General features: G+C 65.5%; 23 protein-coding genes. 8 read left to right on the forward strand and 15 right to left on the reverse strand.

Annotated elements, in window-relative coordinates; all coding sequences use genetic code 11:
- Positions 1-42: 42 nt before the first annotated feature.
- Entirely contained in the window at positions 43-1,413 is a 1,371-nt protein-coding gene (pmbA, locus tag WS66_RS24380; protein WP_059599380.1) for a metalloprotease PmbA, read from the reverse strand.
- A gap of 128 nt (positions 1,414-1,541) precedes the next feature.
- Between pmbA and yjgA the strand changes: the two genes are divergently transcribed.
- Both yjgA and mog read left to right on the forward strand, forming a co-directional pair.
- Positions 1,542-2,147: a ribosome biogenesis factor YjgA gene (gene yjgA / locus WS66_RS24385; RefSeq protein ID WP_272482657.1), complete on the forward strand. Its 606-nt coding sequence runs from the start codon at positions 1,542-1,544 to the stop codon at positions 2,145-2,147.
- On the forward strand, positions 2,128-2,748 hold the full coding sequence (mog, locus tag WS66_RS24390) for a molybdopterin adenylyltransferase (protein WP_082728832.1): 621 nt from the start codon (positions 2,128-2,130) through the stop codon (positions 2,746-2,748). Before yjgA ends, mog begins: the two co-directional genes overlap by 20 nt.
- 16 nt (positions 2,749-2,764) lie before the next feature.
- Here mog and orn read toward each other — a convergent pair whose 3' ends face one another.
- Positions 2,765-3,385 (reverse strand): oligoribonuclease, encoded by a 621-nt coding sequence (gene orn, locus WS66_RS24395; RefSeq protein ID WP_059599378.1) that lies wholly within the window; start codon positions 3,383-3,385, stop codon positions 2,765-2,767.
- A gap of 117 nt (positions 3,386-3,502) precedes the next feature.
- On the opposite strand from orn, the gene WS66_RS24400 reads away from it, so the two are divergent.
- The 3 genes from WS66_RS24400 to WS66_RS24410 are packed head-to-tail and all read left to right on the forward strand — an operon-like array spanning position 3,503 to position 6,076.
- Complete coding sequence (locus tag WS66_RS24400; protein WP_059599377.1) at positions 3,503-4,762, forward strand: M48 family metallopeptidase; 1,260 nt, start codon at positions 3,503-3,505, stop codon at positions 4,760-4,762.
- Positions 4,759-5,700: a ribosome small subunit-dependent GTPase A gene (gene rsgA / locus WS66_RS24405; RefSeq protein WP_059599376.1), complete on the forward strand. Its 942-nt coding sequence runs from the start codon at positions 4,759-4,761 to the stop codon at positions 5,698-5,700. Before WS66_RS24400 ends, rsgA begins: the two co-directional genes overlap by 4 nt.
- Before the next feature lie 58 nt (positions 5,701-5,758).
- On the forward strand, positions 5,759-6,076 hold the full coding sequence (locus WS66_RS24410) for a putative signal transducing protein (protein WP_059599375.1): 318 nt from the start codon (positions 5,759-5,761) through the stop codon (positions 6,074-6,076).
- 78 nt (positions 6,077-6,154) lie between these two features.
- Here the strand turns inward: WS66_RS24410 and WS66_RS24415 are convergent, their stop codons facing one another.
- The 6 genes from WS66_RS24415 to rpsP all read right to left on the reverse strand — a co-directional run bounded on the left by WS66_RS24415 (position 6,155) and on the right by rpsP (position 10,282).
- Positions 6,155-7,093 carry a CobD/CbiB family protein gene (locus tag WS66_RS24415; protein WP_059599374.1) on the reverse strand — a complete coding sequence of 313 codons (939 nt, stop codon included), beginning with the start codon at positions 7,091-7,093 and terminating at the stop codon, positions 6,155-6,157.
- Positions 7,094-7,213: 120 nt separating this feature from the next.
- Positions 7,214-7,900, reverse strand: coding sequence for a CoA pyrophosphatase (locus WS66_RS24420; protein WP_059599373.1), 687 nt, complete (start codon positions 7,898-7,900; stop codon positions 7,214-7,216).
- 87 nt (positions 7,901-7,987) lie between these two features.
- The gene (rplS, locus tag WS66_RS24425) at positions 7,988-8,380 is read right to left on the reverse strand and encodes a 50S ribosomal protein L19 (RefSeq protein WP_006753174.1); all 393 of its coding nucleotides are present in this window, start codon (positions 8,378-8,380) and stop codon (positions 7,988-7,990) included.
- A 133-nt stretch (positions 8,381-8,513) separates the two neighbouring features.
- Entirely contained in the window at positions 8,514-9,308 is a 795-nt protein-coding gene (trmD, locus tag WS66_RS24430; RefSeq protein ID WP_059599372.1) for a tRNA (guanosine(37)-N1)-methyltransferase TrmD, read from the reverse strand.
- On the reverse strand, positions 9,308-9,985 hold the full coding sequence (gene rimM / locus WS66_RS24435) for a ribosome maturation factor RimM (RefSeq protein WP_059599371.1): 678 nt from the start codon (positions 9,983-9,985) through the stop codon (positions 9,308-9,310). Before rimM ends, trmD begins: the two co-directional genes overlap by 1 nt.
- 42 nt (positions 9,986-10,027) lie before the next feature.
- Entirely contained in the window at positions 10,028-10,282 is a 255-nt protein-coding gene (gene rpsP, locus WS66_RS24440) for a 30S ribosomal protein S16 (RefSeq protein WP_006476550.1), read from the reverse strand.
- A gap of 153 nt (positions 10,283-10,435) precedes the next feature.
- Between rpsP and WS66_RS24445 the strand changes: the two genes are divergently transcribed.
- Together WS66_RS24445 and WS66_RS24450 are read left to right on the forward strand one after the other, a co-directional pair.
- Entirely contained in the window at positions 10,436-11,575 is a 1,140-nt protein-coding gene (locus tag WS66_RS24445; RefSeq protein ID WP_059599370.1) for a PQQ-dependent sugar dehydrogenase, read from the forward strand.
- Positions 11,576-11,685: 110 nt separating this feature from the next.
- Positions 11,686-12,156 carry an NINE protein gene (locus WS66_RS24450; RefSeq protein WP_059599369.1) on the forward strand — a complete coding sequence of 157 codons (471 nt, stop codon included), beginning with the start codon at positions 11,686-11,688 and terminating at the stop codon, positions 12,154-12,156.
- Positions 12,157-12,178: 22 nt separating this feature from the next.
- On the opposite strand, the gene WS66_RS24455 is transcribed toward WS66_RS24450, so the two are convergent.
- The gene (locus WS66_RS24455) at positions 12,179-13,357 is read right to left on the reverse strand and encodes a PA0069 family radical SAM protein (protein ID WP_059599368.1); all 1,179 of its coding nucleotides are present in this window, start codon (positions 13,355-13,357) and stop codon (positions 12,179-12,181) included.
- Positions 13,358-13,448: 91 nt separating this feature from the next.
- Positions 13,449-13,937: an Lrp/AsnC ligand binding domain-containing protein gene (locus WS66_RS24460; protein ID WP_006762687.1), complete on the reverse strand. Its 489-nt coding sequence runs from the start codon at positions 13,935-13,937 to the stop codon at positions 13,449-13,451.
- Positions 13,938-14,081: 144 nt separating this feature from the next.
- Between WS66_RS24460 and WS66_RS24465 the strand changes: the two genes are divergently transcribed.
- Complete coding sequence (locus WS66_RS24465) at positions 14,082-15,368, forward strand: D-amino acid dehydrogenase (RefSeq protein WP_059599367.1); 1,287 nt, start codon at positions 14,082-14,084, stop codon at positions 15,366-15,368.
- Between the two features lie 320 nt (positions 15,369-15,688).
- Here WS66_RS24465 and WS66_RS24470 read toward each other — a convergent pair whose 3' ends face one another.
- From WS66_RS24470 to WS66_RS24490, 5 genes are all read right to left on the reverse strand, one after another.
- On the reverse strand, positions 15,689-16,624 hold the full coding sequence (locus WS66_RS24470; RefSeq protein ID WP_059590178.1) for an electron transfer flavoprotein subunit alpha/FixB family protein: 936 nt from the start codon (positions 16,622-16,624) through the stop codon (positions 15,689-15,691).
- A 16-nt stretch (positions 16,625-16,640) separates the two neighbouring features.
- The gene (locus WS66_RS24475) at positions 16,641-17,390 is read right to left on the reverse strand and encodes an electron transfer flavoprotein subunit beta/FixA family protein (protein ID WP_059678648.1); all 750 of its coding nucleotides are present in this window, start codon (positions 17,388-17,390) and stop codon (positions 16,641-16,643) included.
- A gap of 229 nt (positions 17,391-17,619) precedes the next feature.
- Positions 17,620-18,414 (reverse strand): MetQ/NlpA family ABC transporter substrate-binding protein, encoded by a 795-nt coding sequence (locus tag WS66_RS24480; RefSeq protein WP_059599020.1) that lies wholly within the window; start codon positions 18,412-18,414, stop codon positions 17,620-17,622.
- Between the two features lie 27 nt (positions 18,415-18,441).
- Positions 18,442-19,095 (reverse strand): methionine ABC transporter permease, encoded by a 654-nt coding sequence (locus WS66_RS24485; RefSeq protein ID WP_059529977.1) that lies wholly within the window; start codon positions 19,093-19,095, stop codon positions 18,442-18,444.
- On the reverse strand, positions 19,085-20,119 hold the full coding sequence (locus WS66_RS24490; protein WP_059599017.1) for a methionine ABC transporter ATP-binding protein: 1,035 nt from the start codon (positions 20,117-20,119) through the stop codon (positions 19,085-19,087). Before WS66_RS24490 ends, WS66_RS24485 begins: the two co-directional genes overlap by 11 nt.
- Positions 20,120-20,140 lie beyond the last annotated feature (21 nt).

The raw sequence follows: 20,140 nt of genomic DNA on the forward strand, positions 1-20,140 counted from the left end.
ACTTATTCCAGGACTTGACAGTGGCGACCGACGCCGCGCCGCTTACTGGCCGGCGATCGTCATCTGCTCGATCAGCACCGAGCCCGTTTCCTTCGTACCGCGCACGATCGAGTCCGCGCCGATCGCGACGATATGCCGGAACATCTCCTGCAACGTGCTCGCGACGGTGATTTCCTCGACCGGATACTGGATCACGCCGTTCTCGACCCAGAAGCCTGCCGCGCCGCGCGAATAGTCGCCGGTCACGTAGTTCACGCCCTGCCCCATCAGCTCCGTCAACAGCAGGCCCGTGCCGAGCTTCTTCAGCATCGCGTCGAAATCATCGCCCGGCTGCGTGTTCGAACTGCGCAGCGCGAGGTTGTGCGAACCGCCCGCGTTGCCGGTCGTCTGCGTGCCGAGCTTGCGCGCCGAATAGGTCGACAGGAAGTAGCCTTCGACGACACCGTCGCTGACGACGCTGCGCGCACGCGTGCGCACGCCTTCCTCGTCGAACGGCGCGCTGCCCATTGCACGCGGCACGTGCGGATCCTCGACGACCTGCACGTGCGGTGCGAACACCGGCTTGCCGAGGCTGTCGACGAGGAACGACGTCTTGCGGTACAACGCGCCGCCGCTGACGGCCTGCACGAATGCGCCGAGCAGGCCGGCCGCGAGCGGCGCCTCGAACAGCACGGGCACCTTGCGGGTGTCGAGACGGCGCGCGCCCATCCGCGCCAGCGCACGCTCGGCCGCATAGCGCCCGACGGCTTCCGGCGCAGCGAGGTCGACTGCGCTGCGCTTCGACGAATACCAGTCGTCCCGCTGCATGTGGCGGCCGGTGCCCGCGATCGGCGCACACGCGATGTAGTGGCGCGAGTACGGGTAGCCGGCAAGGAAGCCGCGCGACGTCGCGAGCACGAACTGCGAATGCTGCGCCGACACGCTCGCGCCTTCCGAGTTGCGGATCTGCGAACTGACCGCGAAGGCGGCGTCCTCCGCGCGACGGGCGAGCTCGACGGCCTCGTCGGCCGTCAGCGCCCACGGGTGGTAGAGATCGAGGTCGCGCGGGTCGGTTTCGAGCAACTCGGCCTCGGCGAGGCCGGCCGCATCGTCCTCGGCCGTGAAGCGCGCGATGTTGTACGCGGCGGCGACGGTATCCTTGATTGCGGCCGGCGAGAAGTCCGACGTGCTCGCGTTGCCGCGCTTCTTGCCGATGAACACCGTCACGCCGACCATCTTGTCGCGGTTGTGTTCGATCGTCTCGACCTCGCCGCGGCGCACCGACACCGACAGGCCGTCGCCTTCGGAGATTTCGGTCGCGGCGTCCGTCGCGCCAAGCGCCTTCGCATGGCGAAGGATGTCCGAGGCAATTTCTTTGAGCTGGTCCTGCGTGTGCGGGAAATAGCGCGCTTGTACGTCGAGATTGGCTGCCATCGTCGTGATATCCGGTGGCGGGCGTGCCGCCCGCATGTTCAAAATGTTGCGTATCCCGCGATCATAGCAAGGTCCGGGGCCGCATACCGACAAGCTTGGGGTGTTCGCGCCGCGATACAATGCCGCCCATGACACGCAAAACCCGAATCCAGCCGATCGAGCATGCCGACGACGACGTCGGCAACGGCTACGATCGCCCCAGCAAATCCCAGTTGAAACGCGAGATGCACGCGCTGCAGGAGCTCGGCCAGGCCCTGGTCGACCTGCCGAAGGACGCGCTCAAGCGCATGCCGATGCCCGAGGACCTCGCCGACGCCGTGCGCGAGGCGCGCCGGATCACCGACCACGAAGGCAAGCGCCGCCAGCTCCAGTACGTTGGCCGCGTGATGCGCTCGCTGACCGAGGATGAAACGGCCGCGCTGCGCACCGCGCTGGACGCCCAGCGAGGCGTGAACAAGGCCGCGACCGCTCGCCTGCACTGGATCGAGCGCACGCGCGAACAGCTGCTCGCCAGCGACGACGCGCTGACCGAATTCCTCCGCCAGCACCCCGAAGCCGACATCCAGGAAGGCCGCACGCTGATCCGCAACGCGCGCAAGGAAGCGCAGCAAGGCAAGCCGCCGCGCTATTTCCGCGAGCTGTTCCAGTGGATCAAGACCGCGAGCGGTACGCCCGACGGGGATGACGAAGCGGCCGACGACGCCGGAGACGACCATGACGACGACGAAGCGTAACCACCCGGACGAGCTCGTGGTCGGCCTCGTGTCGATCAGCGACCGCGCCAGCACGGGTGTTTATGAGGACAAGGGCATTCCGGCGCTGCAGGAATGGCTCGCCGGCGCATTGCGCTCGCCGTGGCGCGCCGAAACCCGGCTGATCCAGGACGACGCGCCGACGATCTCCGCCACGCTGGCGGAACTCGTCGACGTGGCAGGCTGCGATCTGGTGCTGACGACCGGCGGCACCGGCCCTGCGCGGCGCGACGTGACGCCGGAAGCCACGCTGGCCGTTGCGACGAAGGAAATGCCGGGATTCGGCGAACAGATGCGGCAGATCAGCCTGAATTTCGTGCCGACCGCGATCCTGTCGCGACAGGTCGCGGTAATCCGCGAGACGGCCGACCACGCGGCCCTGATCATCAACCTGCCCGGCCAGCCGAAGTCGATCCGGGAAACGCTCGAAGGGCTGCGCGACGCCGACGGCAAGTCGACCGTGCCCGGCATCTTCGCGGCCGTGCCCTACTGCATCGACCTGATCGGCGGCCCGTACATCGAGACCGACGCCGCAGTGGTCGCGGCGTTCCGGCCGAAGAGCGCTCAACGCGCGCCGCGCTGAGCGCGTGCCGGCCCGCTCAGGCGGCCGGTGCGGACTCGCCTGCCGGCGCCGACGCCGCCGGAATCAGGAAATGCTCGCGGTAGTACTTCAGTTCGTCGATCGACTCGTGGATGTCCGCGAGTGCCGTGTGCATCGCGCGCTTCTGGAAGCCCTTGTAGATCGCGGGCTGCCAGCGGCGGCACAGCTCTTTCAGCGTGCTGACGTCGAGATTGCGGTAGTGGAAGAATTTCTCGAATTCCGGCATCCAGCGCGCCATGAAACGGCGATCCTGGCAGATCGAATTGCCGCACATCGGCGACTTGCCGGGCGATACGTACTGTGCGAGGAACGCCTGCAGCTGCGTGGCGGCGTCCGCCTCGGTCACGGTCGACGCGCGCACGCGGTCGATCAGGCCCGAGCGGCCGTGCGTCGACTTGTTCCAGTCGTCCATCTTCGCGAGCGTTTCGTCGCTCTGGTGGATCGCGAACACGGGCCCTTCGACGGCGATGTCGAGCGTGGAATTGGTCACGACGACCGCGATTTCGATGATGCGGTCGTTATCCGGGTCGAGGCCCGTCATCTCCATGTCGAGCCAGACGAGGTTCAACTCGTTGCGCACGAGCGCGGGCTGGCTGGCGGAAGCGGCGGTATCGGTCATGAGTCATCCTGGAAAATGGCGGACGGCGCGCGGCGCCGCCCGGGCGGCCGGCATCGCGTGAGCGGGCCCGGTCCGCAAGAACATATAATTCTCGCATAGAACCCTTTGGCGCCTTCGATGTCACCCTTTTCGTTCACCCTGCTGTTCGCGCTCGCCGTGCTCGCGATGGTCGTCACCAAGCTGTGGCTCGCGTCGCGGCAGATCCGCTTCGTCGCCGCGCACCGTAACGGCGTGCCCGCGCAGTTCAGCGCCACCATTCCGCTGACCGCCCACCAGCGCGCGGCCGACTATACGGTCGAGCGCACCCGGCTGGCGATGTTTGAAATCGTCGTCAGCGCGGCCGTGCTGGTCGGCCTCACGCTGCTCGGCGGCGTCGGTGCCCTCGACACGCTGCTGACGGGCTGGTTCGGCCGCGGCTACGGGCAGCAGGTCGCGCTCGTCGCCGCCGTGCTCGCAACCATGAGCGTGATCGACGTGCCGTTCGAGTATTACCGCCAGTTCGGGATCGAACAGCGGTTCGGCTTCAACCGCATGACCAAGCGCCTGTTCTTCACCGACATGCTGAAGAACACGCTGCTCGGCGCCGTGCTCGGCCTGCCGCTGCTGTTCGTCGTGCTGTGGCTGATGAACCAGGCCGGCAGCCTGTGGTGGCTGTGGACCTGGATCGTCTGGGTCGCATTCCAGATGCTCGTGCTGCTGATCTACCCGACCTTCATCGCGCCGATCTTCAACAAGTTCGAACCGCTGAAGGACGAAGCGCTGCGCACGCGCATCGAGTCGCTGATGAAACGGTGCGGCTTCGCGGCGAAGGGCCTGTTCGTGATGGACGGCAGCCGCCGTTCCGCGCACGGCAACGCGTATTTCACGGGCTTCGGCGCATCGAAGCGGATCGTGTTCTTCGACACGCTGCTCGCGCGGCTGTCCGGCCAGGAGATCGAGGCCGTGCTCGCGCACGAACTCGGCCACTTCAAGCGTCGCCACGTAATGAAGCGGATGCTCGTGTCGTTCGTGCTGAGTCTCGTGCTGCTCGCGCTACTCGGCTGGCTCGCGCAGCGCACGTGGTTCTACACGGGGCTTGGCGTCACGCCTTCGCTCGACACGAGCAACGCGGGCGCCGCGCTCGTGCTGTTCTTCCTCGCGATCCCCGTGTTCCTGTTCTTCGCGACGCCGTTCAGCAGCCTCACGTCGCGCAAGCATGAATTCGAGGCCGACGCGTTCGCGGCCAGCCAGACCGACGCGCAGGATCTCATCAGCGCGCTCGTGAAGCTTTACGAGGACAACGCGTCGACCCTCACGCCTGACCCGGTCTACACGGCCTTCTACTACTCGCATCCGCCGGCGTCGCAGCGGATCGACCGCCTGATGCAGCACGCATGAGCCGGCCGACCTCCCGTAAGCCGGCTCCGCGCGCATCAGGCGCGTCGCGTGTCGAAGGCCGCGTGATCGCGGCGCACGGCCGCCACTACATCGTCGCGCCCGACGACGGCGGCCCGATGCTGCAGTGCTTCCCCCGCGGCAAGAAAAGCGAGATCGCGGTCGGCGACCGCGTCGTGTACGAACAGGCGTCGGCGGACCAGGGCGTAATCGTCGAGATCGGCGAGCGGCGCAACCTACTGTACCGTTCCGACCAGTTCAAGTCGAAGCTGTTCGCGGCCAACCTCGACCAGTTGCTGATCGTGCTCGCAACCGAGCCCTATTTCAGCGAGGACCTCCTCGGCCGCGCGCTGATCGCGGCCGAAGCGAACGAATTGAAGCCGCTCGTCGTGCTGAACAAGATCGACGTCGAGGCCGCGCTGCCGGTTGCCCGCGAGCGCCTCGCGCCCTACCGGGCGCTCGGCTACGACGTGCTCGAACTGTCGGTGAAGGGCTCGCCCGACGATGCGCGCGCGCAACTGATGCCGCATCTGGCCGGGCATTCGACGATCCTGCTCGGCCAGTCCGGGATGGGCAAGTCGACGCTCGTGAACCTGCTCGTGCCCGATGCCGAAGCCGCAACCCGCGAAATCTCGGCCGCGCTCAACAGCGGCCGCCATACGACGACGTTCACGCGCCTCTACCCGCTCGAAGGCGGCGGCGCACTGATCGATTCGCCGGGCTTCCAGGAATTCGGCCTCTACCACCTGACGGAAGGCCGCCTCGAGCGCGCGTTCCCGGAATTCCGCCCGCTGCTCGCGGACTGCCGTTTCTATAATTGTCATCATCTGCACGAGCCGGGCTGCGCGATTCTCGAAGCCGTCTCCGACGGCCGCATTTCACCGTCGCGGCATGCGCTTTACGCACAGCTCGTGCACGAGGCAAGCCAGATCGTCCGCTGACCGCACGGCGGACAGAAGGCGGCCGGGGCCGGCCCGGCCTTCACCGACAGGAGCCGCGATGCGTTTCAAGGCCCCCGATCTCGCCACCGCGCAGCATTGGGCGAATGTGCTGCAGGTGGCCGGCATCGGCTGCGAACTGCACAACTGCTACGCGACCGGCGCGCTCGGCGGCTTGCCCGCCGACGCTTGCGCCCCCGAGCTGTGGCTCGACGACGAGCGCGACGATGCACTCGCCCGGCGGCTCCTCGATGCGGCGTCGCACGGCCCGTCGGCCGGGGCCGTTCCGTGGCGCTGCCGCCAATGCGGCGAGGCGCTGGAGGCCCAGTTCACCGCCTGCTGGCAATGCGGCGCCGCGCGCGATCTGCTCGACGACTGAGCGGACTGACCGGACGCACAGCAAAAAGGCCTGCATGAAGCCGGCCTTTTCGTTTCATCGCGCATGTTCGCTGCCGCGTCACGACACCCAGACGGCCAGCGTCAGCATCAACAGCAGGATCATCCACAGGATCACGGCGCGCCAAACCAGGCCGACCGCGGACTGCAGCGTGCGCGGCGTGCAATCATCACCGACTGTCAACGGGCCGCTGTCACCGACCGCCAACGCGTCGAGACTCGACGGTTCCGCGAGCGGCCCCGCGAGGCGCGCGCCAAGCGCGCCGCTGCCGGCCGCGAGCAGCACGCCATCGTTCGGGTCGGGCCACTGGCGCGTGTGATTGCGCCACGCGTAGATCGCATCCTCGAAATTGCCGACGATCGCGAAGCCGAGCGCGGTCAGTCGCGACGGAATCCAGTCGATCACGAAGAACGCGCGCTGCGCGAACGTCGAGAACGCGGCCGTGCGATCGTCGCCCGGCGTCGACCAGCTGCGCGCGAGATATTCGGAGATGCGGTACAGCACGGCTCCGGCCGGACCGATCGGCAGCACGTACCAGAAGAACACGCCGAACACGTGGCGATGGGACGCAACGACCGCATGAATCAGCGTATGGCGGACGATTTCACCGACCGGCATGTCGACCGTATCGAGGCCCGTCCACTCGTGCAGGATTTCACGCGCGCGCGGCACGTCGTCGTTGTTAAGCGCGAGATGGATATCGGTGAAGTAGTGGCTGAACTGGCGGAAGCCGAGCGTGAAATACACGACGACGACGTTCCAGATGAACGCGAGCACGAAGCTCACCTTGAACAGCAGGAAGTAGATCAGCGCGACGACCAGAACCCACGGCAGCACGACTGCGATCCATGCGAGCAGGCCATGCTTTTGCTTGCCGGCGTCGAGGCCATGGGCGACGGTTTCCGCATGAAACTGGAACAGCGCGAACACCGGATTGCTCGGCGACAACGCGCGGACCTGTTCGATGATGAGGGCGAGAAGAACCGAAAAGAAAGTCATGCGTGGTGCCGTCTTCGGAGTTATGTCATTTTTTGCATAACGATAGCACAGCGTAAGCGGCGCATGGCTGCCGACGCGACGGGCCGTCAGCCGGCCGCGTGCGCAGGTTCGGGTGGGATGCTATCCAGCTGCCAAGAAGCGGTACAGATTGCGCAACATGCCGGCAGTTGCGCCCCAGATGAAGTAATACCCGGCCGATTCGCCGTTCGGATAGGGCATCGCAAAAAAACGACGCTCGCCGCCTTCCCAGCGGAACACGCGCACCTGGTGGTTCGACGGACTCATCAGGAACGCGAGCGGCACCTCGAAAATCTCGGCAACTTCGAACGTGTCGGCCTGCACGGTGAACGGGGGATGCACGAGACCCACGACGGGCGTCACGCAGAAGCCGGTCCCCGTCAGGTAGTCGGGCATCGCACCGAGAATCTCCACCGGTTCGGCGGCTAGTCCGATTTCTTCCTTCGCCTCGCGCAACGCGGTCGCCGTCGCATCGCGATCGAACGGCTCGCGGCGACCACCGGGAAAGCTGATCTGCCCGGCATGGTCGTTCAGGTGATCGGCGCGCTGGGTCAGCAGCACGGTGAGACCGCTCTCGCGAACGACGAGCGGAATAAGAACGGCAGCGCTGCGCGGATCGACGCCCTCCTGCAGCCGTACCTCTCCGGGCTCGACGCTCCATTCGAGCGTGCGCGCGAAACGCTCGCGCAGCCCGGGCGGCGTCATCAAGCGGGATTCGATGGACGGCAGGCCGGCGCCGGTGCCTTCGACCGGCAGCACTTCGGGATCAATGATGGGGCGGCGATTCAATCGGGGTCTCGAGTTCGTGACGTATCGAGCATATTGTCGCGCCAGAATGAAAAAAGCACCCGGGTGGGTGCTTTTTCCTTACAGCTCTTACTCTTGGGAAGCTGCTGCGGCGCGATCCTTCGACACCAGCTTTTCCTTGATTCGAGCCGACTTGCCCGAACGCTCGCGCAGGTAGTACAGCTTCGCACGACGCACATCACCGCGACGCTTCACGACGATGCTCGCCAGCAGCGGCGAGTAGGTCTGGAACGTACGCTCGACGCCTTCGCCCGACGAGATCTTGCGGACGATGAAGTTCGAGTTCAGACCACGGTTGCGAATCGCGATCACGACGCCTTCGTACGCCTGAACGCGCTTGCGGTTACCTTCAACCACGTTCACGTTCACGATCACCGTGTCGCCCGGGGCGAATTCGGGGATCGTCTTGCCGGCGAGCGCGCGCTCGATCTCTTCCTGCTCAAGTTTTGCAATCAGATTCATCACTGACTCCTAAAGCCATCTTGTCGGCGTTTGCACCCGCCTGCTTCCAGGCTTGGCCCCGATAGAGGATGGATTCACATCAGGCGCCGCGCACGCATGCACGGCACCGCCATTTCCCGCCCGCGACGCCGCCTCAGGAGGCGTTCTTCGCTTCGCGTGCGAGGTTCGCAAGCCAGGCCTCGTCGGCACGGCTCAACAACTTCTCGCGGCGCGCCCGGACGATCAGGTCCGGCCGCTTCCGCAACGTATTTCTCAATGCTTCCTGGCGCCGCCACCGCTCGATCTCGGCATGATGGCCACCGAGCAGCACGTCCGGCACGCGCATCCCCTCGTACTCCTCGGGGCGCGTGTAATGCGGACAATCAAGCAGCCCGTCGACGAAGCTGTCCTGCACGGCCGACTGCGCATCGTTCAGCACGCCGGGCAGCAGGCGCACAACGGCATCCATCATCGCCATCGCCGGCAGTTCGCCGCCGGACAGAACGAAATCGCCGAGGCTGATTTCCTCGTCAACGCAACGGTCGAGCAGACGCTGATCGATCGCCTCGTAGCGGCCACACAGCACGATGACACCCGGCTCCTGCGCCATTCGCACCGCACGTTCGTGCGTGAACGGCGCACCTTGCGGCGACATCATCACCACACGCGTGCTCGCGACGCCCTGCTCCGCCTGCGCTGCCTTCGCAGCACCGATCGCAGCCTCTAGCGGCCTGGCCAGCATCACCATGCCCGGACCGCCGCCGTACGGACGATCGTCGACCGTGCGGTAGTTGTCCGTCGTGAAATCACGCGGATTCCAGGTGCGCAGCCCGAAGCGCCCCTGCTTCACGGCACGGCTGGTGATACCCCAGTCGGTCAGCGCGCGGAACATTTCGGGAAAGAGCGTGACGACGTCAAACTGCACCGCGCTCTCCGTAACCTGATTCATTAGTAATCGGCTTCCCAGTCGACGACGATGCGACGTGCCGCCTGATCCACCGTTTTGACGTAGACGCCGACGAACGGAATCAGCCGTTCGCCGGTGGTCGGCCGACCATCCTTGCCGACTGCCGGATACTCGACGCGCATGATCGAATGCACGCCGTTGTCGATCATCCCGCTCACCGTCCCGAGCGCCACCGATTGCTCGTTGACGACCTCAAGGCCGATCAGGTCGACCCAATAGAATTCGTCCGCGGCCAATACCGGGAAATCTTCCCGGCGCACGAACACGCGAAAGCCGCGCAAAGCCAGTGCGGCATCGCGGTCGCTGACACCCGCGGTATGCGCGACGACAGTGTCGCCGTGCGTCTTCGACTGCAGGATGCGAGCGGACAACCGCTCCCCACCCCGTTCCAGCCACCAGCAGCGCGCGTTGAGCAACGCATCGCCGCCACGACCGGCGTCGGCATGCGTCGCCACCTTGACCCAGCCTTTCAGGCCGTAGGCGTCGACTACCGCCCCGACCTCGACAGCATCGTCGGGCCAGGCTTGCACCGCCCCGAGACTGCCCGACTCGGCAGCCTCACCGGCGCTCGCGACAGTGTCGCGCTCGACCGGCTTGCGGACGAATGCGCCAAACGACGCTCGCCCGCGCTTTGCGTTACCGGAATCGTGACCGGACATCAATGCTCCTTGCAGCCGGCACGACCGGCACACCGCGCCATGTTAGGCAGCCGGTTGCGCCTTTTGCGCTTCCTTCACGAGACGCTGAACGGTCGGCGACAGTTGCGCGCCAACGCCTTGCCAGTACGTCAGACGGTCCTGAGCGATACGCAGCGATTCGCCCTTCGTGGCGACCGGGTTGTAGAAGCCGACGCGCTCGATGAAGCGGCCGTCACGACGGTTGCGCGAATCGGTAGCGACGATGTTGTAGAACGGGCGCTTCTTCGAGCCGCCGCGAGCCAGACGGATGATAACCATATGAAATCCTTCGGGGAAACCGGGTTCGAAACTACTGAAACGTGCGATTATAGCCGGAAACCAAAGCCACAACAAACACTTACGCGCAAAAATTCCACGGACTCCCTGCGCGCCAGGCATACAATCGTCGTGTCCACGACGCTCACCGCCGCCATGCCGCTATTTTGCGTCACCCCGGTGGGCCGCGCGCAGCACCGCCTCGCGGGCTTGCTGACCGGCCTCGTCACCTGTCTTGCAGCCGCCGCGGCTTGCGCCGCAACGCCGGTGGACAAACTCGTCGTGCCATCCGGCTTCCATGTCGACGTGCTGACCGACGCCGTGCCGACCGCCCGCGAAATGGCATGGTCGCCCCGCGGAATCCTGTATGTCGGGTCGCAGGAAGGTCGCGTGCATGCATTTGTGATGCAGGAGGGCCGGATCACGGCCCGATACGTGATCGCATCGGGGCTCGACATGCCCGTCGGCGTCGCGTATCGCGACGGCGCGCTCTATATCTCCGCCGTGTCGCGCATTCTGCGCCTCGACCACATCGACGACCGGCTCGCCAGTCCTCCGGCGCCGGCAGTCGTGACGGACGCGCTGCCGACCGACCATCATCACGGCTGGAAATTCATCGCATTCGGCCCCGACGGCAAGCTCTACGTGCCAACCGGCGCACCGTGCAACGTGTGCCTGGCCGATCGCGGCCGATACGCGATCATCGCACGCATGAACGCGGACGGCAGCGGCCGAGAAGTGTTTGCCCGCGGCGTGCGCAATACCGTCGGCTTTGCCTGGCACCCCGATTCGCGCGAGCTGTGGTTCACCGACAACGGGCGCAACTTGATGGGCGACGACGTGCCCGACGACAAACTGAACCGTGCGCCGCGCGCAGGCCTCGATTTCGGCTTTCCGTACTGCCACGGCGGCGACACGCCTGACCCTGAATTCGGGAGCGCCGACGTGTGCCGCCGCTACGTGCCGCCCGTGCTGAAACTTGGCGCGCACGTCGCGGCACTCGGCATGCGCTTCTATACGGGGCCGATGTTTCCGGCGTCCTATCGCAACAACATCTTCATTGCCGAGCACGGTTCGTGGAATCGCAGCACGAAGGTCGGCTATCGCGTGATGCGCGCGGTCGTGTCGGCCGACGGCAGCCACGCAAGCCAGACACCGTTCATCACCGGCTGGCTGCGCGCGGACGGCACCGTGTGGGGGCGCCCGGCCGACGTACTGCCGCTGCCGGACGGCTCGCTGCTCGTCAGCGACGACTACGCAGGCACCATCTATCGCATCACCTATGCGGCACCTTGACGCAGGCAAGGGGTGACCCGGCCCGACCGGGCATCGTAGAATGCCTGCCGGGCCACGCGCCCCGCGCCGGCCTGCCGGCCGCCCATGCCAACGATAATCCGCCGCCATCCATGTCCAGCAGCACCGCATCGTCGTCCCGCCGCTTTCGCTCCAAGACGCTCACCGCCGCCCTCGCGTTCCTCCTCGGCTCGCTCGGTGCGCACCGCTTCTACCTGTACGGCTTTCGCGACGTGTACGGCTGGGCGCACCTGCTCGCGACGATCGTCGGGATTCCGGGTTTCCTGCTGCTCGCCGCGACCCAGCGCAGTGCCAACCTCGGCTGGTGGCTCGCCGTGCCGGGTGCGATCTCGCTTCTGGCTGCGTTCCTCGCCGCGCTCGTCTACGGCCTGCGCCCCGACGAGAAATGGGACGCGCAATTCAATGCCGATACCGGCAAGCACAGCCAGTCAGGCTGGACGGTGATCTTCATCGTGATCTTCTCGCTGCTGATCGGTGCGTTCCTGCTGATGACCGCGCTCGCGCTGTCCTTCCAGACATACTTCGAATCGCAAGTCGAAGCGGCGAAGCAAATCTCGCAATAAGCACCGACGCGCGTCGGTCAGATCAGAACAGCCTCAGCTGCACGTCGTCACGCGACGTCGCGCCGGTTGCGCCCGCCATCGGGCGCTGCGCTGCCGCCCCGGTCGCCGGCGCACCGCGAAACTGCGACAGATCCAGAATGCCGTTCGCGCGCTCGTTCAACCCGAGCCGCTTCACGGCCTGACGGAACCGCTGCCGCAACAGGTCTGCCCAGATTCCCTCGCCCTTCATCCGCTTCGCGAAATCCGAGTCGTAGTCCTTCCCGCCGCGCATGTCGCGCACACGGTTCATCACGCGCTCCGCGCGATCGGGGAAATGCGCGGAGAGCCAGTTCTTGAACAGCGGCGCGACCTCCCACGGCAGCCGCAGGATGATGTAACTCGCGTGCGTTGCGCCGGCTTCCGCACAGGCTTCCAGCACACGCTCCATGTCCGGCTCGGTGACGAACGGGATCATCGGTGCAATGCTGACGCCCACCGGCACGCCCGCGTCGCGCAGCGCGCGGATCGTGCGCAGCCGGCGCGCCGGCGTCGCCGCGCGCGGCTCGAGCGTACGCGCGAGATCGGCATCGAGCGTCGTGATCGTGACCGCGGCCATCACCTGCCCGCGCTCGGCCATCGGGGCCAGCAGATCGAGATCGCGCTCGATCAGTGACGATTTCGTGATCGCGGCGAACGGCAGCCCGTGATCGTGCATCACCTGGATCACGCTGCGCGTGATGCGCAGATCGCGCTCGACGGGCTGGTATGCATCGGTGTTGACGCCAAGCGCGATAGGCTCCGGCACGTAGCGCTTGCGCGAAATCTCGCGCTCGAGCAATTCCGCCGCGTTGACCTTCGCATAGATGCGGCTCTCGAAATCGAGCCCCGGCGACAGACCGAGATAACTATGGGTCGGCCGTGCAAAGCAGTAAATGCAGCCATGCTCACAGCCCCGATACGGATTGAGCGACACACTGAACGGTATGTCCGGCGACTGGTTGTGCGTGAGGATGCTCTTCGCGCGCTCCTCGAACACCTGCGTGCGCAGCGGAGCCGGCAGATCGGCGTCGACCGATTCGTGGGTCCAGCCGTCGTCGACCGCTTCACGCAGCGCCGTTTCGTATCGCCCCTGGAGGTTGTCGACCGCACCACGCCCCTTGCGGGGCGCCGGCGGCGCTATCGGAAATTCGTTGTCGGACCGACCGCCCATGCACTCACCCATTCGCCTGCACCCAATACTGTACATTTATACAGTATTGGGTGCAGCATGCCAAGGGAGAGATAGAGGGACGGACTGTAGGCCATAGCCAGGGTCATTCGCCGACCGAGATCGTCAGCGTCTCCTTGATTTCTTCCATCACGACATAGCTCTTCGACTGCACCGCGCCAGGCAGCTGCAGCAGGATGTCGCCCAGCAGCTTGCGATAGTCGGCCATTTCACCGATCCGCGCCTTGATCAGGTAGTCGAAGTCGCCGGACACGAGATGACATTCGAGCACCTCGTCGATCTTCATCACTTCGCGCCGGAACTGCTCGAACATGTTGCCGCCCTTGTGGCCGAGCGTGATCTCGACGAACACCAGCAACGCGGCACCCAGTTGTCCCGGATCGACGCGTGCGTGATAGCCGGTGATGACGCCGTCGCGCTCCATGCGCCGCACGCGTTCGATGCACGGCGTGACGGTCAGCCCGACTTGCTCCGCGAGGTCCTTCATCGCCATCCGGCCGTCGTCCTGGAGCAGTTTGAGGATGCGCCGGTCGAGCTTGTCGAGCGAGCGTACTGGCTGGCGTTGCGTTCTCATTTGTTTATGCTGAAAACCTGAAAAATACGATAACAAAACCTACACATTCGACAATACCATAGCGCAAAAAACTAGATCAGCTAGAGGTTACACGGAGACGCAGGTGCGCCCGGCCTCGACCTGATCCTTCCATCTGGAGCAGCTATGCGAGTCGTCATTCTGGGCAGCGGTGTGGTGGGCGTGGCAAGCGCGTATTACCTCGCGCGCGCCGGTCATGAAGTCACGGTGATCGACCGGGAAGCTGGTCCGGCGCTCGAGACGAGCTTCGCGAACGCAGGTCAGATCTCGCCCGGCTATGCCGCGCCGTGGGCCGCGCCCGGCGTGCCGCTGAAGGCCGTCAAGTGGATGTTCGAGAAGCACGCGCCGCTCGCGATCCGCCTCGACGGCACGCGCTTCCAGCTCCAGTGGATGTGGCAGATGCTGCGCAACTGCACGGCCGAGCGCTATGCAGTCAACAAGGGCCGCATGGTCCGCCTCGCCGAATACAGCCGCGATTGCCTGCAGGCGCTGCGCGCCGACACGGGCATCCAGTACGAAGGCCGCACCGGCGGCACGCTGCAACTGTTCCGCACGCAGCAGCAACTCGACGGCGCGGCGAAGGATATGGCGGTGCTGCAGGAAGCCAACGTGCCGTTCGAACTGCTGTCTCCGGCCGAGCTCAAGAATGCCGAACCGGCGCTCGCCGCCGTGTCGCACAAGCTGACGGGCGGCCTGCGCCTGCCGGGCGATGAAACCGGCGACTGCCAGCTGTTCACGACGCGCCTCGCGGCGCTCGCAGAATCGCTCGGCGTGAAGTTTCGCTACAACACGCCGATCGACGCACTCGCGATCGCGGGCGGCAAGATCGCCGGCGTGCAGTGCGGCAGCGAGACGGTGCGCGCGGATGCATACGTCGTCGCGCTCGGGTCGTACTCCACCGACTTCATCTCTAACCTGATGAAGATCCCCGTCTATCCGCTGAAGGGCTATTCGATCACCGCGCCGATCGTCGACGAGACGGCCGCGCCCGTGTCGACGGTGCTGGACGAAACCTACAAGATCGCGATCACGCGTTTCGACCAGCGCATCCGCGTCGGCGGCATGGCGGAGATCGTCGGCTTCGACAAGAACCTGCGTGCCGCGCGTCGCGAGACGCTCGAAATGTGCGTGAACGACCTGTTCCCGGGCGGCGGCGACACGTCGAAGGCAACGTTCTGGACAGGCCTGCGCCCGATGACGCCGGACGGCACGCCGATCGTCGGCCGCACGCCGGTCTCGAACCTGTTTCTGAACACCGGCCACGGCACGCTCGGCTGGACGATGTCGTGCGGATCGGGCCAGCTGCTCGCCGACCTGATCTCGGGCAAGAAGCCGGCAATCCAGGCCGACGACCTGTCGGTGCATCGCTACCTGAAGGACGTAGCCGGCCAGACGCGCCCGGCATACGCATAAGTCGGAACGGCCCGCCGCGACGCAGGCCGGTCCGCCTCAACGACAAAGGCGCCCTCGGGGCGCCTTTGTCGTTACACCGAATGCGTTGCGGGCCCGGAACAGAGCCTCCGTCGACTCGCGCACGGTCGTTGCCCTTCGCGCCGACGATCAACGCTTCTGGCCCACCTGTCCGCACGACGACATGTTCGGCGCGGCATTGAGCGAGCATGGCTCGCTGCCCGACAGAACACCCCGCCCGCTTCTGTCGTCGCACAAAAAAGGGGCGCGTATCGCGCCCCTCGTCTTGCGTACTTGCCGCCGAAGCGTCAAGTCACGCCGTGTCAGCCCAGTTCGTTCACGAGTTCCGGCACGAGCGCGAACAGGTCGCCGACGAGGCCGTAATCGGCCACGCTGAAGATCGGCGCTTCCGGATCCTTGTTGATCGCGACGATCACCTTCGAATCCTTCATGCCGGCCAGGTGCTGGATCGCACCCGAGATACCGACCGCGATGTACAGCTGCGGCGCAACGATCTTGCCGGTCTGGCCGACCTGATAGTCGTTCGGCACGTAGCCGGCGTCGACTGCCGCGCGCGATGCGCCGAGCGCTGCCGACAGCTTGTCGGCCAGCGGCTCCAGCACCTTCGTGTAGTTTTCACCGCTGCCCAGACCACGGCCGCCCGACACGATGATGCTCGCCGACGTCAGCTCCGGACGATCCAGCTTCGTCACTTCACGGCTCACGAACTGCGATTTGCCTGCATCGGCCGCCGCTTCGATCTTCTCGACCGACGCGCTGCCGCCTTCCGCCGCCACCGGATCGAAACCCGTTGCACGCACCGTGATCACCTTGATCGGATCGCTCGACTGAACCGTCGCGATCGCGTTGCCTGCGTAGATCGGACGCTCGAACGTGTCGGCCGAATCGACCGCCGTGATGTCCGAAATCTGTGCGACGTCCAGCTTCGCGGCGATGCGCGGCGCGATGTTCTTGCCGTAGGCGGTTGCCGGCGCGAGGATGTGCGAGTAGTCCTTCGCGATGTTCAGCGCGGTCGCTTCGACGTTTTCCGCCAGGCCCGCTTCGAGCTGCGGCGCGTCGGCCAGCAACACCTTCGACACGCCTGCAATCTTGGCTGCCGCATCGGCCGCGCCCTGCGCGTTGTGCCCCGCGACCAGCACGTGAATGTCACCGCCGATCTTCGCGGCCGCCGCCACCGTGTTCAGCGTCGCGGCCTTGATCGACGCGTTGTCATGTTCTGCAATCACCAGAATCGTCATTTCTTTCCGCTCCCTCTTACAGCACCTTGGCTTCGGTCTTCAGCTTCTCGACCAGCGTCTTCACGTCCGGCACCTTCACGCCGGCCGCGCGCTTCGGCGGCTCGGCCACCTTCAGCGTCTTCAGACGCGGCGTGACGTCCACGCCCAGGTCTTCCGGCTTCACCGTTTCCAGCGGCTTCTTCTTCGCCTTCATGATGTTCGGCAGCGTCACGTAACGCGGCTCGTTCAGGCGCAGGTCGGTCGTCACGACCGCCGGCAGTTGAAGCGACAGCGTTTCCGCGCCGCCGTCGACTTCACGCGCAACCGTGGCGCGGCCATCGGCGATCGTCACCTTCGACGCGAACGTCGCTTGCGGCAGGCCTGCCAGCGCGGCCAGCATCTGGCCCGTCTGGTTCGAATCGTCGTCGATCGCCTGTTTGCCGAGGATCACGAGTTGCGGCTGTTCCTTGTCGACCAGCGCCTTCAGGATCTTCGCGACGGCCAGCGGTTCGACGCTGTCGTTCGACTCGACGAGGATCGCGCGATCCGCGCCGATCGCCAGCGCCGTGCGCAGCGTTTCCTGCGCTTGCGTCACACCGACCGACACCGCGATCACTTCGGTCGCCACGCCCGCTTCCTTCAGGCGCACCGCTTCTTCCACCGCGATTTCGTCGAACGGGTTCATCGACATCTTCACGTTCGCAATGTCGACGCCCGTGTTGTCCGACTTCACGCGGACCTTCACGTTGTAATCGACCACTCTTTTCACTGGCACCAGGATTTTCATGCACACGCTCCAAAGTTACGAATACGACCAGAGGCCATTCTATAGCGAGGCCTCATGACTGCGCGGCCAAGCGGACCAATCCATCGCGGCTATCGAGGATAACGCCCCTCTTCGGCGCGCCGGCAATAGCGAACGGTCGTTCTATTTTAAAAGAGAAAAAACCCGGACGCAAAGCCCGGGTTTTCGATCATCAACTCTAATCGTCACCGGGCGCGCCCAGCACCACGTGTTACCAGGCGGCGATGACCGCGCCGCCGAACTTCTGTTCGATGAACTGCTTCACTTCCGCGGAATGGTAGGCCGCTACCAGCTTCGCGACCCACGGTTTGCTCCGGTCGGCGTCGCGAATTGCGAGAATGTTCGCGTAAGGGCCGTTCGGGCCCTCGATCGCGATCGCGTCCTGTTTCGGCTTCAACCCGGCTTCCATCGCGTAGTTGGTGTTGATCGCCGCGGCGTCGACGTCGCCGAGCGAACGCGGAATCTGCGCCGCATCGAGTTCGACGATCTTCAGCTTGCGCGGATTGTCGACGATGTCGAGCGGCGTCGCCTTCAACCCGGCGTCCGCACGCAGCTTCAGCAGCCCCTGATTCTGCAGCAACAGCAGCGCGCGGCCGCCATTGGTCGGATCATTCGGCACCGCGATGCGCGCGCCGGGTTTCAGCTCGGCCAGCGACTTCACCCGCTTCGAATAGATGCCCATCGGGAATGTGACGGTATCCGCGACCTTGATCAGCTTGTAGCCGCGATCCTTCACCTGCGCCTGCAGATAAGGATCGTGCTGGTAGCTGTTTGCGTCGAGATCGCCCGACGCGAGCGCCGCGTTCGGCTGCACGTAATCCGAGAATTCGACGATGCGGATGTCGAGGCCGCTCTTGGCCGCGACCTTCTTCACCACGTCCATGATCTGCGCGTGCGGACCGCCCGTCACGCCCACCTTGATGGTTTCGGCCTGCGCGTGCGCGCTCGCGAATAGCGCGGCCGCGCCGAGTGCGGCCGCGAACTTCAGCATGAAGCGTCGTTGCATCATCTCCCCCTACCAATGAATGTCGTTTTACTTGTGGCTCAGCCGGCGCACGAGCCAGTCGCCGAACGATTGCACGATCTGCACGAACACGATCAGGATCGCGACGACCGTCCACATGACTTCCGGCAGATAGCGCTGGTAGCCGTAGCGGATCCCGAGATCGCCGAGCCCGCCGCCGCCGATCGCACCGGCCATCGCTGAATAACCGACGAGCGACACGAACGTGATCGTCAGGCCCGCGACGATGCCAGGCAGCGATTCGGGAAGCAGCACCTTGAACACGATCTGCGACGTCGTCGCGCCCATCGACTGCGCGGCCTCGATCAGCCCGCGGTCGACTTCGCGCAGCGCGGTCTCGACCAGTCGCGCGACGAACGGCGCGGCCGCGAGCGTCAGCGGCACGACCGCCGCAGCCGTGCCGATCGACGACCCCGTGACGAGCCGCGTGAACGGAATGACCGCGACCAACAGGATGATGAACGGCGTCGAGCGCACCGCGTTCACGATGCCGCCGAGCACACGATTCACGCCGAGGTTCTGCAGCACGCCCTGGCGGTCGGTCAGGTAGAGCAGCACGCCGAGCGGCATCCCGACGAGCGCGCCGACCGCTCCCGAGATGCCGACCATGATCAGCGTCTCCCAGAACGACTGCACGAACATATCGAACATCTCACTCAACATACGAAAGCTCCTCTACCACCACACCTTGCTCGCGCAGGAACGCGAGCGCCTGCCCGACCTTGCCCGGTTCGCCGCCCGCGAGCACCGCGAGCGACCCGAACGCCTGCCCCTGGATCTCGTCGATCTGGCCGTGCAGGATGTTGAAATCCAGTTCGTACCGGCGAATCGTCTCCGACAGGATCGGCTGGTCGACACCCGAGCCGGTGAACGCGAGCCGCAGCAAATGCCCGCTGCCCGTCTTCAGCCGCTCGGCCACGCGTGCCTTCAGCGCGGGCGGCAGTTCCTGCGCGATCACGTCGCCGATCAGCGCGCGCGTCACTTCGTGATGCGGCTGCAGGAACACGTCGATCACGCGGCCTTCCTCGACCACGCGCCCCGCGTCGAGCACCGCCACGCGATCGCATACTTGCTTGATCACTTCCATCTGGTGCGTGATCAGCACAATCGTCAGGCCAAGTTCGCGGTTGATGCGCTTCAGCAGGTCGAGGATCGCGCGCGTGGTCTCGGGATCGAGCGCCGACGTCGCTTCGTCCGACAGCAGCACCTTCGGCTTGCTCGCGAGCGCGCGGGCGATGCCGACGCGCTGCTTCTGGCCGCCGCTGATCTGAGCAGGGTAGCGGTCCTTCTGCGCGGACAGCCCGACGAGGTCGAGCAGCGGCAGCACGGCGGCCTCGATGTCGGCACGGCTCGCGCCAGCAAGCTCGAGCGGCAACGCGACGTTGTCGAAGACCGTGCGCGACGACAGCAGGTTGAAGTGCTGGAAGATCATGCCGATTTCGCGGCGCGCTTCGCGCAGCGCGCCGGACGACAGCAGCGTGAGATCAAGCCCGCCGACGACGACGTTGCCTTCGGTCGGCCGCGTGAGCAGGTTGATGGTGCGCACGAGCGTGCTCTTGCCGGCGCCGCTTCGGCCGATGATGCCGAACACCTCGCCCTGCGGGATCGTCAGATTGACGTTGTGCAATGCGTCGACCCAGCCGGTCGGCCCGGGGAAACGCTGCGACAGATTGCGTAATTCGATCATGTAAACAAAACGGCGGCCGAC

Source organism: Burkholderia sp. LA-2-3-30-S1-D2, from assembly GCF_001523915.2.
GTDB lineage: Bacteria > Pseudomonadota > Gammaproteobacteria > Burkholderiales > Burkholderiaceae > Burkholderia > Burkholderia diffusa.

What these genes read in the sequence shown, in the direction of transcription:
- WS66_RS24460 (WP_006762687.1), bottom strand. Translation starts at nt 13,937, where the DNA reads ATGAGAACGCAACGCCAGCCAGTACGCTCGCTCGACAAGCTCGACCGG.
- pmbA (WP_059599380.1), bottom strand. Translation starts at nt 1,413, where the DNA reads ATGGCAGCCAATCTCGACGTACAAGCGCGCTATTTCCCGCACACGCAG.
- rsgA (WP_059599376.1), top strand. Translation starts at nt 4,759, where the DNA reads ATGAGCCGGCCGACCTCCCGTAAGCCGGCTCCGCGCGCATCAGGCGCG.
- WS66_RS24465 (WP_059599367.1), top strand. Translation starts at nt 14,082, where the DNA reads ATGCGAGTCGTCATTCTGGGCAGCGGTGTGGTGGGCGTGGCAAGCGCG.
- WS66_RS24455 (WP_059599368.1), bottom strand. Translation starts at nt 13,357, where the DNA reads ATGGGTGAGTGCATGGGCGGTCGGTCCGACAACGAATTTCCGATAGCG.
- rplS (WP_006753174.1), bottom strand. Translation starts at nt 8,380, where the DNA reads ATGAATCTGATTGCAAAACTTGAGCAGGAAGAGATCGAGCGCGCGCTC.
- orn (WP_059599378.1), bottom strand. Translation starts at nt 3,385, where the DNA reads ATGACCGATACCGCCGCTTCCGCCAGCCAGCCCGCGCTCGTGCGCAAC.
- WS66_RS24470 (WP_059590178.1), bottom strand. Translation starts at nt 16,624, where the DNA reads ATGACGATTCTGGTGATTGCAGAACATGACAACGCGTCGATCAAGGCC.
- WS66_RS24475 (WP_059678648.1), bottom strand. Translation starts at nt 17,390, where the DNA reads ATGAAAATCCTGGTGCCAGTGAAAAGAGTGGTCGATTACAACGTGAAG.
- WS66_RS24445 (WP_059599370.1), top strand. Translation starts at nt 10,436, where the DNA reads ATGCCGCTATTTTGCGTCACCCCGGTGGGCCGCGCGCAGCACCGCCTC.
- WS66_RS24410 (WP_059599375.1), top strand. Translation starts at nt 5,759, where the DNA reads ATGCGTTTCAAGGCCCCCGATCTCGCCACCGCGCAGCATTGGGCGAAT.
- yjgA (WP_272482657.1), top strand. Translation starts at nt 1,542, where the DNA reads ATGACACGCAAAACCCGAATCCAGCCGATCGAGCATGCCGACGACGAC.
- mog (WP_082728832.1), top strand. Translation starts at nt 2,128, where the DNA reads ATGACGACGACGAAGCGTAACCACCCGGACGAGCTCGTGGTCGGCCTC.
- WS66_RS24485 (WP_059529977.1), bottom strand. Translation starts at nt 19,095, where the DNA reads ATGTTGAGTGAGATGTTCGATATGTTCGTGCAGTCGTTCTGGGAGACG.
- WS66_RS24490 (WP_059599017.1), bottom strand. Translation starts at nt 20,119, where the DNA reads ATGATCGAATTACGCAATCTGTCGCAGCGTTTCCCCGGGCCGACCGGC.
- WS66_RS24415 (WP_059599374.1), bottom strand. Translation starts at nt 7,093, where the DNA reads ATGACTTTCTTTTCGGTTCTTCTCGCCCTCATCATCGAACAGGTCCGC.
- trmD (WP_059599372.1), bottom strand. Translation starts at nt 9,308, where the DNA reads ATGAATCAGGTTACGGAGAGCGCGGTGCAGTTTGACGTCGTCACGCTC.
- WS66_RS24480 (WP_059599020.1), bottom strand. Translation starts at nt 18,414, where the DNA reads ATGCAACGACGCTTCATGCTGAAGTTCGCGGCCGCACTCGGCGCGGCC.
- rpsP (WP_006476550.1), bottom strand. Translation starts at nt 10,282, where the DNA reads ATGGTTATCATCCGTCTGGCTCGCGGCGGCTCGAAGAAGCGCCCGTTC.
- WS66_RS24400 (WP_059599377.1), top strand. Translation starts at nt 3,503, where the DNA reads ATGTCACCCTTTTCGTTCACCCTGCTGTTCGCGCTCGCCGTGCTCGCG.
- rimM (WP_059599371.1), bottom strand. Translation starts at nt 9,985, where the DNA reads ATGTCCGGTCACGATTCCGGTAACGCAAAGCGCGGGCGAGCGTCGTTT.
- WS66_RS24450 (WP_059599369.1), top strand. Translation starts at nt 11,686, where the DNA reads ATGTCCAGCAGCACCGCATCGTCGTCCCGCCGCTTTCGCTCCAAGACG.